General features: G+C 70.8%; 9 protein-coding genes and 2 pseudogenes. 9 read left to right on the forward strand and 2 right to left on the reverse strand.

Annotation, left to right across the window (positions count from 1 at the left end; genetic code table 11):
- The first annotated feature begins 102 nt into the window (after nt 1-102).
- The 4 genes from dacB to hpt are packed head-to-tail and all read left to right on the forward strand — an operon-like array spanning nt 103 to nt 4,146.
- The gene (gene dacB / locus WU80_RS16615) at nt 103-1,488 is read left to right on the forward strand and encodes a D-alanyl-D-alanine carboxypeptidase/D-alanyl-D-alanine-endopeptidase (RefSeq protein ID WP_055403802.1); all 1,386 of its coding nucleotides are present in this window, start codon (nt 103-105) and stop codon (nt 1,486-1,488) included.
- Nucleotides 1,485-2,543, forward strand: coding sequence for a zinc-dependent metalloprotease (locus WU80_RS16620; RefSeq protein WP_055403816.1), 1,059 nt, complete (start codon nt 1,485-1,487; stop codon nt 2,541-2,543). The genes dacB and WU80_RS16620 overlap by 4 nt, the downstream gene beginning before the upstream one ends.
- A complete protein-coding gene (gene tilS / locus WU80_RS16625) occupies nt 2,522-3,484 on the forward strand; it encodes a tRNA lysidine(34) synthetase TilS (protein ID WP_055403803.1) in 963 nt (320 codons plus the stop codon). The genes WU80_RS16620 and tilS overlap by 22 nt, the downstream gene beginning before the upstream one ends.
- A gap of 50 nt (nt 3,485-3,534) precedes the next feature.
- A complete protein-coding gene (gene hpt, locus WU80_RS16630) occupies nt 3,535-4,146 on the forward strand; it encodes a hypoxanthine phosphoribosyltransferase (protein WP_055403804.1) in 612 nt (203 codons plus the stop codon).
- A gap of 2 nt (nt 4,147-4,148) precedes the next feature.
- On the opposite strand, the gene WU80_RS16635 is transcribed toward hpt, so the two are convergent.
- Nucleotides 4,149-4,895: an SIMPL domain-containing protein gene (locus WU80_RS16635; protein WP_055403805.1), complete on the reverse strand. Its 747-nt coding sequence runs from the start codon at nt 4,893-4,895 to the stop codon at nt 4,149-4,151.
- A gap of 354 nt (nt 4,896-5,249) precedes the next feature.
- Between WU80_RS16635 and WU80_RS16640 the strand changes: the two genes are divergently transcribed.
- Both WU80_RS16640 and WU80_RS16645 read left to right on the forward strand, forming a co-directional pair.
- Complete coding sequence (locus WU80_RS16640) at nt 5,250-5,549, forward strand: PE family protein (RefSeq protein ID WP_055403806.1); 300 nt, start codon at nt 5,250-5,252, stop codon at nt 5,547-5,549.
- Between the two features lie 8 nt (nt 5,550-5,557).
- A complete protein-coding gene (locus WU80_RS16645) occupies nt 5,558-6,769 on the forward strand; it encodes a PPE family protein (RefSeq protein WP_055403807.1) in 1,212 nt (403 codons plus the stop codon).
- 21 nt (nt 6,770-6,790) lie between these two features.
- Here WU80_RS16645 and WU80_RS16650 read toward each other — a convergent pair whose 3' ends face one another.
- On the reverse strand, nt 6,791-7,141 hold the full coding sequence (locus WU80_RS16650) for a hypothetical protein (RefSeq protein ID WP_055403808.1): 351 nt from the start codon (nt 7,139-7,141) through the stop codon (nt 6,791-6,793).
- 173 nt (nt 7,142-7,314) lie between these two features.
- On the opposite strand from WU80_RS16650, the pseudogene WU80_RS26410 reads away from it, so the two are divergent.
- From WU80_RS26410 to WU80_RS16665, 3 genes and pseudogenes are all read left to right on the forward strand, one after another.
- Nucleotides 7,315-7,608: pseudogene (locus WU80_RS26410) on the forward strand (PE family protein); the annotation flags it as partial.
- Nucleotides 7,609-8,202: 594 nt separating this feature from the next.
- Entirely contained in the window at nt 8,203-9,312 is a 1,110-nt protein-coding gene (locus WU80_RS16660) for a PPE family protein (RefSeq protein WP_055403809.1), read from the forward strand.
- Between the two features lie 75 nt (nt 9,313-9,387).
- Nucleotides 9,388-9,491, forward strand: a pseudogene (locus WU80_RS16665) (WXG100 family type VII secretion target); the annotation flags it as partial.

The raw sequence follows: 9,491 nt of genomic DNA on the forward strand, positions 1-9,491 counted from the left end.
AGATCTGGGCGTTTCGCGGTGGTCCCGTCGCGTCGGGGATCACCCTAGTCGAGCCCGGTGCGCCGGATTCGGCAGAATGGGTCGGAGACAGTCAGGAGAGCGATGGGTCCCACTCGCTGGCAAAAATCCACCCAGGTGTTCGTTGGGTTGGCGGTGCTGGCGTTCGTTGCCGCAGTGGTGGCGGCGGCGACGTTTTTCACCTCGGCGGGCCACGGCGGCAACAGCTCGCACGCGCCGATACCGCCTCCGCACGCGCCGACGGTCAAGCCGGGAATGGTCCCGGTCAGCGACTCCGCGGAGACTCCCAACCCCGCCGGAGTGGCGGCCGTGCTGTCTGCCGTGGCGGCCGATCCGAACCTGGGCAGGTTGGGCGCCCGGGTCACGGACGCCATGACGGGGAAAGAGCTTTGGCAGGTGGCGGACGACATGCCGCTGGTGCCGGCGTCGACCAACAAGGTGTTGACGGCGGCCGCGGCCCTGCTGACCCTGGACCATCAGGCCCGGATCAGCACGCGAGTGGTGGCCGGCAGCCAGAACGCCCAAGGGCCCGTGGTGCTGGTCGGTGCGGGTGACCCGGTGCTGTCGGCCGCGCCGCCCGGTGTGGACACCTGGTACCGCGGGTCGGCCCGCATCAGCGACCTCGTCGAGCAGGTCCGCCGCAGCGGCGTGACCCCGACCGCCGTGCAGGTCGACACGTCGGCGTTCAGCGGGCCGACGATGGCCCAGGGCTGGGATGCGGCCGATGTCGACAACGGCGACATCGCGCCGATCGAGTCGGTGATGATCGACGCCGGGCGCATCCAGCCGACCACGGTCAACTCCCGACGGTCCCGCACCCCGGCGCTGGATGCCGGGCGGGAGCTGGCCAAGGCGCTCGGCCTGGATCCCGCCGCGGTGACGATCGCGACCGCGCCGTCTGGCGCGCGGCAGCTGGCCGTCGTGCAGTCGGCGCCGCTGGTCCAGCGGTTGTCGGAGATGATGGACCACTCCGACAACGTGATGGCCGAATGCATCGCCCGCGAGGTGGCGGCCGCCATCAACCGGCCGCGCAGCTTCGCCGGTGCGGCCGACGCGGTGACCAACCGGTTGAGCACCGCGCACGTCGACACCGGCGGCGCCACGCTGATGGATTCCAGCGGTCTTTCGGTGGACGACCGGTTGACCGCCAAGACGCTCGACGGTGTGCTGCAGGCCGCCGCCGGCCCCGACCAGCCGACGCTGCGGGCGCTGCTGGACCTGCTGCCGATCGCGGCCGGTAGCGGGACGCTGGCCGACCGTTTCACCGACGCGGCATCCAACCAGGGGCCGGCCGGCTGGTTGCGGGCCAAGACCGGATCGCTGACCGCGGTCAACGCCCTGGCCGGGGTGCTCACCGACCGCAGCGGACGGGTCCTCACGTTCGCCTTCATCTCCAACGCCGCGGGGCCGAACGGCCGCAACGTGATGGACGCGCTGGCCACCAAGCTGTGGTCCTGCGGGTGCGCATGAGCCCGCCCTCGGAGCTGACGCTCGGTACCGCGGTCGACTGGGGATTCGCCGCCACCGTCGGCCAACGGCTGGCCCGCCCGGGTCCGGCTGCGAGCGACTACACGCGGCGCCAGGTGATCGACGAGCTCAGCCGCTCGGCCGCGAAGGCCGAACCGCCGGTGCGCGAGGTCACCGGCCTGGTCACCGAGGGCGCCGTGCCGCCGGCCCGCATCGTCGACCGGCCGGAGTGGATCGGCGCGGCGGCCGAGTCGATGCGCGTGATGATGAAGGGGGCCGAGAAGCCGCGGGGCTTCTTCACCGGCCGCGTCACCGGCGCGCAGACGGGGGCCGTGCTGGCGTTCGTGTCGTCGGGCATCCTCGGCCAGTACGACCCGTTCGCGAGGGGCCTGGACGCCTCCAACGAGGGAAGCCTGCTGCTGGTGTACCCGAACGTGATCGCGGTCGAGCGGCAGCTGCGGGTCCAGCCCTCCGACTTCCGGCTGTGGGTCTGCCTGCACGAGGTGACCCACCGGGTGCAGTTCACCGCCAACCGGTGGCTGTCCGACTACATGTCCGAGTCCCTGGCCCTGCTGACGCGGGACGCCGGCGAAGACATCGCGCAGGTGGCGAGCCGGCTCGCGGAGTACGTCCGCAACCGCGGCGACGGGTCGGCGGACGGCAACTCGTCGGGCATTGTCGGCTTGGTGCGCGCGGTGCAGTCCGAGCCGCAGCGTCAGGCTCTCGATCGGCTGCTGGTGCTCGGCACGCTGCTGGAGGGCCACGCCGACCACGTGATGGACGCCGTCGGGCCGATGGTGGTGCCGTCGGTGACCACCATCCGCCGTCGATTCGACGAGCGCCGCAACCGCAAACAGCCGCCGTTGCAGCGGCTGCTGCGCGCGTTACTGGGCCTCGACGCCAAACTCAGCCAGTACACCCGGGGCAAGGCGTTCGTCGACCATGTGGTGGGGCGGGTCGGAATGGAGCGGTTCAACGCCATCTGGACCGGGCCCGAGACGCTGCCCCTGCCTGACGAGATCGAAGAACCTCAGCGATGGATCGACAGGGTGCTGTAGGGCAGCTGCGCGCGGCTGTCGAGGCGTTCATCGAGACCCACGTCGCCACCGTCGAGCGATGGGGCGTGGCGCTGTCGGGCGGACCCGATTCCCTCGCGCTCACCGCGGTGGCGGCGCAGCTGCGGCCGACCACCGCGGTGATCGTCGATCACGGCCTGCAACCCGAGTCGGCCGCGATCGCCGAAACCGCCCGCGAGCAAGCCGTCACGTTGGGATGCGTTGCCGCACAAGTGGTTCGCGTGCACGTCGGCAACGAGGGCGGCCCCGAGGCCGCCGCCCGCGCCGCCCGCTATGCCGCCTTGAGCGCCTACCACGACGGGCCGGTGCTGCTCGGCCATACGCTCGACGACCAGGCCGAGACGGTCCTGCTGGGGCTGGGCCGGGGGTCGGGCGTGCGGTCGATCGCCGGCATGCGGCCGTACGACTCGCCATGGGGCCGGCCGTTGTTGGGCGTGCGCCGGGCCGTGACGCACGCCGCCTGCCGCGAGCTGGGCCTGACCCCTTGGCAGGATCCGCACAACACCGACCGCCGCTTCACCCGGTCCCGGCTGCGCCTGGAGGTGCTGCCGCTGCTGGAGGACGTGCTGGGCGGGGGCGTGGCCGAGGCGCTGGCCCGCACGGCGACCGCGCTGCGCGAGGACACCGAGCTGATCGACACCCTGGCCGCCCAGGCGCTGCCGGGGGCCAAGGAGGGTGCGGGCCTGCGGGCGCAGGCGCTGGAGGCGCTGGCCGCCCCGGTTCGGCGCCGGGTGATCCGCGGCTGGCTCCTGGCCGGTGGCGCAACAGGCCTGACCGACAAGCAGATCCGCGGTGTCGACGCGCTCGTCACCGCCTGGCGCGGGCAGGGCGGGGTGGCGGTCGGATCCGCGCTGCGGGCCGAGCGGTTGATCGCGGGGCGGCGCGACGGTGTTCTGACGCTGTGGCGCGAACCCGTCCGGTAGGCGCAATACCGGGGTCGCCGTTGGTTATTCGGCCGTTGGCGTGGCACTCTGTGGGCGTGGCCCAGATCTCCTCGGCGATCACCCCCGCCCAGCCCGTGGAGCTGTATCCGGGGGACATCAAGTCGGTGCTGCTCACCGCCGAGCAGATCCAGGCGCGCATCGCCGAACTCGGCGAGGAGATCGGCGGGCACTACGGCAACGTGATGACCGAGACCGGCCAGGATCTGCTGCTGATCACCGTGCTCAAGGGCGCTGTGATCTTTGTCACCGACCTGGCGCGGGCGATCCCGGTGCCCACCCAGTTCGAGTTCATGGCGGTCAGCTCCTACGGGTCCTCGACGTCGTCGTCGGGGGTGGTGCGGATCCTCAAGGACTTGGACCGCGACATCCAGGGCCGCGACGTGCTGATCGTCGAGGACGTCGTCGACTCCGGCCTGACCCTGTCGTGGCTGCTGCGCAACCTCACCAGCCGCCATCCGCGTTCGCTGCGCGTGTGCACGCTGCTGCGCAAGCCCGACGCGAAGGGCGCGAACGTCGAAATCGCCTACGTGGGCTTCGACATCCCGAACGACTTCGTCGTCGGCTACGGCCTGGACTACGACGAGCGCTACCGCGACCTGTCGTACATCGGCACCCTGGACCCCCGGGTCTACCAGCAGTAGCCCTAGTCCAGCTCCCACACCGCGGTCACCGAAAAGCTCACGGTCTGCTGGCCGGGTTCCAGCGGGACCGCGCTCGGCATCGCCCTCGGGGGCGCCGGCGGCCCGCCTGTCGCCGGTTCCGACGCCTCCGAGATCGACAGCACCCGTCCCAGCCGGAGCCCGGACAGCTGGGCGTACTGTTCGGCCCGGCTCTTGGCGTCGTTGAAGGCCCGCGCGCGGGCGTCCTTGACCAGCTGCGAGTCGTCGGCGATCGAGTAGCTGACCGACTTGATCCGGGTGGCGTCGCCGCCGGTGCCGGCGATGAGCGCCAGCATCCGGGACGCGGCGTCGGGCGGGTGGATCTTGACGGTGACGGCGTTGGTCGCGCGGTATCCGGTGATCGTGGCGGCGCCGTTGGGCTCGGGATTGCTGAACTGCGGCTGCAGCGTGACCTCGGTGGTGCTGATGTCTTTGTGGTCGACGCCGGCGCCGACCAGAGCATTGATGACCGCTTGCTGGCGATCGTTGGTCTGGTTCATCGCCGAGGTCACGTCGGGTGCGGTGAATTCGATCCCGACGTCCGCGGTCAGGGTGTCCGGGACGCCCTGGACCTGGCCGGACCCGAGGACGGTGACCTGACGGGGGTGCACCCCGGGCGCGGGCGCTGAGGGTGCGGAATCGCACGCCGACACGGTGGTGGCGGCCAAGCCGGCGACGGCCACGGCGATCAACTTGCGGGAGAACCTCGGGGCATTCTTTGCGACCGGCATGAGTGGCACCCTAGCCGCTCGGGGTGCGCCGATGCTACGGGCTGACCACTGCGGCCCGGTCGCAGAATCGAATTTCGTTGTGTGGCAATACATTCAACCATCCCAGGAGCGCCGGCAAACGTGCGATGCGCCCATCAGCGGCCGACATATATGTGCATATATGTCCCAATCATATTGGTTTGCAATCTCTTTCATGGGAAATCCAAATGATCCAGCATTCTCGGCCAGCTAAGTGAACAGTCATCGAATCGGTGGTGAAGATGCGGCCGCGGGCCTGTCGTCCCGGGATGTGACTCCCTAACGTGTCCAGGCGTCTGAAAGCTGTTGATCTGAATCGATTTTCCAGGAGGGGACGTGTCTTATCTGATGGCTCAGCCGGACATGCTGCATTCGGCCGCCGGCGACCTGCACAGCATCAATACGGCTGTGCGGGAGGTCAATTCGGCGGCGGCCGTTCCGACCACCGGGGTGGCTCCCGCGGCCGCCGATGTGGTGTCGCTGTTGACCGCGGCGCAGTTCTCCTGGCACGCCAGGCTCTTCCAGGAGATCAGCGTCCAGGCCGCGACGGTTCGTGAGCAGTTGGCGACCACGCTGAGCATCAGCGCGGGTTCGTACGCCGCCACGGAGATCGCCAACACCGCCGCCGTCGGTTAGGCGGGGAGATGCTGGATTTCGCGCAGCTGCCGCCGGAGATCAACTCCGCGCTGATGTATTCGGGACCCGGCTCGGGGCCGCTGCTGGCCGCCGCTGCGGCCTGGAACGCACTCGCCGCCGAGTTGGATGCCGCGGCATCCTCCTACGGGTCGGTGGTCGCGGGACTTGACGACGGGCCGTGGCAGGGGGCGGCGGCGTCGGCCATGCTGGCGGCGGCCGTGCCGCAGGTGGCCTGGCTTCGCGGCACGGCGGGGCGAGCGGAACAGGCCGCCGCTCAAGCCGCGGCCGCCGTGGGTGCCTATGAGGCGGCGTTCGCCGAAACGGTGCCTCCGCCGGTGATCGCGGCGAATCGCGCGTTGCTGCTGGAACTGCTGGCGACGAACGTCCTCGGCCAGAACACCGCCGCGATCGCGGCCACCGAGGCGCAGTACGGCGAGATGTGGGCGCAGGACGCCGCGGCCATGTACGGATATGCCGGGACCTCGGCCGAGGCGGCGACGTTGGCGCCGTTCGACCCGGCGGCCCCCACCACCAATCCGGCCGGGGTCGCCGGTCAGGCCGCCGCGGTGGCCCAGGCGGCCGGCAATGGCAGCGCGCAGGGGCTCGACACCGTGCCTCAAACGCTGTCGTCGCTGGCCGGGGCGCCGAACAATCCCGCCGGTATCAGCCTCGGTGGGATCAGCCTGAACCCCGAGGGCGACGGGCTCGTGGTGAGTGGTCCGTTGGGTGATCTGTTCGAGGGGCTGACCGGTTCGCAGACGCTGGACGCCAGCACGCCCTTCGATGCGTTCATCCGATTGATCTCGCCCACAAGGCTTTTCACCACCTCGTTCAAAGACATCCAAAGTATCGCCCAGGGCATGATGCCGGCCGCGAAGTCGGCCACCGAGGGCGCCGCCAAGGCCGCGGAAGCGGTTCTGCCCGCGGCCGTGCCGGGCGCGGGCGCGATTGGCGCGATCGGTGGAGCCGTCGGGAAGGCCTCGTCGGTCGGTGGCTTGTCGGTGCCGGCGGCGTGGGCCGGCGCGGCCCCGGCGGGTCCGCCCGTCACCGTGGCGCTCAATGGCCTCACCGCCGCGTCGTCCGTAGAGCCGGCGGCGAATGCGGTGGGCGGGGTGCCGATGATGCCCGTCGGTGGGACCGGGCGCGGCGCGGCGCACTTTGTCGCCCCCCGATACGGTTTCAAGCCCACCGTTATCGCTTCGCCCCCGGCCGGCGGTTAAGTCAAAGCCGGACCAGCCGGTTCAGCTGCTGGGGCCCTCCGCCGTCGGATTGGGCATCAGCACCCGCTGGCGGGTGGTGACCCGGAACGGATCCGGCGACTCGCCATCACCCAGCACCGCGTGCACATCTTCGGGCGTGATCAGGCCCAGTTCTATCTGCAGCCAGGTGGCGCTGAGTCCGAACGCGTGCGCGGCGCGCCTGGCCTCCTCGGCGTCGGGGAAGTCGTCGGCGTTGGCGCGCCCGGCCGCCCCGTACCAGCGCCCCTTGGTGACGCCGCAGGCGTCGCGCAACTGCTCGACGGTGATGTCGCGGTTGAGCGTCGCCTCGAGCAGGCGCCTCAGCCCCCATCCTGCGGCGTTGGTGCGTGGCATCCGTCCAGAGTAACGCGGTGCTGAAAGCCGGGCAAAGTGTCTCCACCTGCGAGTCCGATGACGAACACAAGAAATCTGTACCTAAACCTAGACATCGATTCCAAAAATATGACATAGTGTCCGCAAGCACGACGGGATTATCCAGATTCAGGCATTCCACGAGGAGAAGACACATGTCGTTCCTGACCACGCAACCGCTGTTGCTGTCAGCCGCGGTCGGCCAGCTGCAGTCGATCGGCTCGGCGGTGACCGCGGCCAACTCGACGGCCGCATTCGCGATTACGGGCGTCGTCCCGGCGGCGGCCGACGAAGTCTCGGCGATGACCGCGGCCGCCTTCGCGGGCTACGGCCAGCAGTATCAGGCGATCAGCGCCGAGGCCAGCATGATCCACGAGCAGTTCGTCAGGACCCTGGCACAAAGCGCCGATTCGTACGAGGCCACCGAAGCCGCCAATGCGACGCAAGCCGCCGGCGGCCACCTCGTCCCCGCCGCGCCCGCCCGCATGGTGCCGGCCGGACCCGCCCGCACGTCACCGGCCCTGCCCAGTCGCGTGACGCCCGCCGCACCCAACCGCGTGACACCCACGGGGCCCGCCCGGCCGGCCACCGCAGCAGCGCCCACGACCCCGGGGTGGCGTGGCGGCGGCTACGGCGGCGTCGGCACACCCCAGCACGGCGGTTACAACGGTTATGGGGCCGCCAATTACGGCCGCCACCAGGCGCCGTACACGCGCGGCCACTATGGCGCCCACCCGGCCGCCCCCGCCGCCGAGCGCCTCGCGCCGCCCGCCCGTATGGCGCCCGCCCAACACGTCGAGCACGTGGCACCGGCGCAACCGGCGCCCGCCGAGCAGGTCACCCGCGACGTGGCGCCGCGGTACATCTCGCCCGCAGAGCTGGCGCCGACCGCGCCAGCCCAGTTCGCGGCCGCCCTGCCCGCCGAGAAGGTGCTGCCCGCGCACCTGCCGGCCGAGCACATCGTCCACGCGGAGCCGGTGGTCAAAGCGTTCGCCGGCCCGAAGCCACTGCCGGTGCTGGGTTAGCAAGAAAGGAATGTAGTGATGGATTTCGGTGCGATGCCCCCGGAGATCAATTCCGGCCTGATGTACGCGGGGCCAGGGCCCGCGTCCCTGCTCGCGGCGGCGATGGCCTGGGAGGGTCTGGCGGCCGAGCTGCGTTCGGCCGCGACGGCGTACGGGACCGCGATCGTGGATCTGACCGATGCCGGCTGGCAGGGTCCGTCGTCGGCGGCGATGGCCGCCGCCGCCGCTCCCTACGTGGCCTGGATGCACGCCACCGCCGCGCAGGCCGAGCAGGCGGGGATGCAAGCCGCCGCGGCCGCGGCCGCGCACGAGGCGGCGTTTGCGGCCACCGTGCCGCCGCCGATGATCGCCGCGAACCGGGGCTTGCTGATGATGCTGGTGGCGACCAACTTCCTGGGCCAAAACGCGGCGGCAATCGCGGCCACCGAGGCGCAGTACGGCCAGATGTGGGCACAGGACGCCGTTGCCATGTACGCCTACGCGGGGTCCTCGGCGGCGGCGGCCATGTTGGCGCCGATGGCGGTCGCGCCGCCAACCACCAATCCCGCCGGAGCGGCGGCCGGAGCCGCGGCCGCGGGCGCAGCCAACATGCAGGGCGCGGCCACTCAGGCTGCCATGGGGCTGCCGTCATCGCTCAATTCGTCGGCGTCGTCGTTGGTCGGCGGCTTTCCGTCGGCGATCAGCGGCTTCACCAGCTTGCTCGGAACGCCGTTCGGACAAGGGGGAGGGGCTGGGGCGTCGGGACTGAGCGGGATGACGACATCCGGCGCGGGTCTCAGCACCGCCGTGCGCGCACCGGCGGTCGTCCGGCCGGCGATGCCCGCGATGGAGCATCTCGCACCCTTCCGGCCGGCGATGACCGCGCCGGAAATGCTCGCGCCCGCGCGGCTGATGCCGTCCGCGGCCATGGGCCAGGCGGCTCCTGTCGGACGTTTGTCGGTGCCGGCGAGCTGGCCCGCGGCGGCCCCGGAGGCCGCTGTCCCCGCCGCCGCGCCCTTGGCCGGTGCCGGCGCGCCGATGGTGGCCCCGCGCGGCATCCCGGCGGGGCAGGTTGGCGGCATGGAGATGCGCGGATTCGGCGCCGCGGTGCCGGCTCGCGTCAGCGTATTGCCGCAGCTGGTCGGATGACGGAAGGGGAGAAAAAACTCGACGCACCATTGACCAAAATCCAGAACTGACAACCGTTTTCGAAGGAGACAAGCAATGACAGCACGATTCATGACCGACCCGCACGAGATGCGGGCGATGGCGGGCCGCTTTGAGGTGCACGCCCAGACCGTTGAGGACGAGGCTCGCAAGATGTGGGC

It is taken from the genome of Mycobacterium sp. UM_11 (assembly GCF_001414075.1).
Lineage (GTDB): Bacteria > Actinomycetota > Actinomycetes > Mycobacteriales > Mycobacteriaceae > Mycobacterium.

Excerpts from the sequence above, each read along its gene's own strand:
- WU80_RS16650 (WP_055403808.1), bottom strand. The coding sequence starts at position 7,141 with ATGCCACGCACCAACGCCGCAGGATGGGGGCTGAGGCGCCTGCTCGAG.
- WU80_RS16660 (WP_055403809.1), top strand. The coding sequence starts at position 8,203 with ATGGATTTCGGTGCGATGCCCCCGGAGATCAATTCCGGCCTGATGTAC.
- tilS (WP_055403803.1), top strand. The coding sequence starts at position 2,522 with ATGGATCGACAGGGTGCTGTAGGGCAGCTGCGCGCGGCTGTCGAGGCG.
- WU80_RS16635 (WP_055403805.1), bottom strand. The coding sequence starts at position 4,895 with ATGCCGGTCGCAAAGAATGCCCCGAGGTTCTCCCGCAAGTTGATCGCC.
- WU80_RS16645 (WP_055403807.1), top strand. The coding sequence starts at position 5,558 with ATGCTGGATTTCGCGCAGCTGCCGCCGGAGATCAACTCCGCGCTGATG.
- WU80_RS16620 (WP_055403816.1), top strand. The coding sequence starts at position 1,485 with ATGAGCCCGCCCTCGGAGCTGACGCTCGGTACCGCGGTCGACTGGGGA.
- dacB (WP_055403802.1), top strand. The coding sequence starts at position 103 with ATGGGTCCCACTCGCTGGCAAAAATCCACCCAGGTGTTCGTTGGGTTG.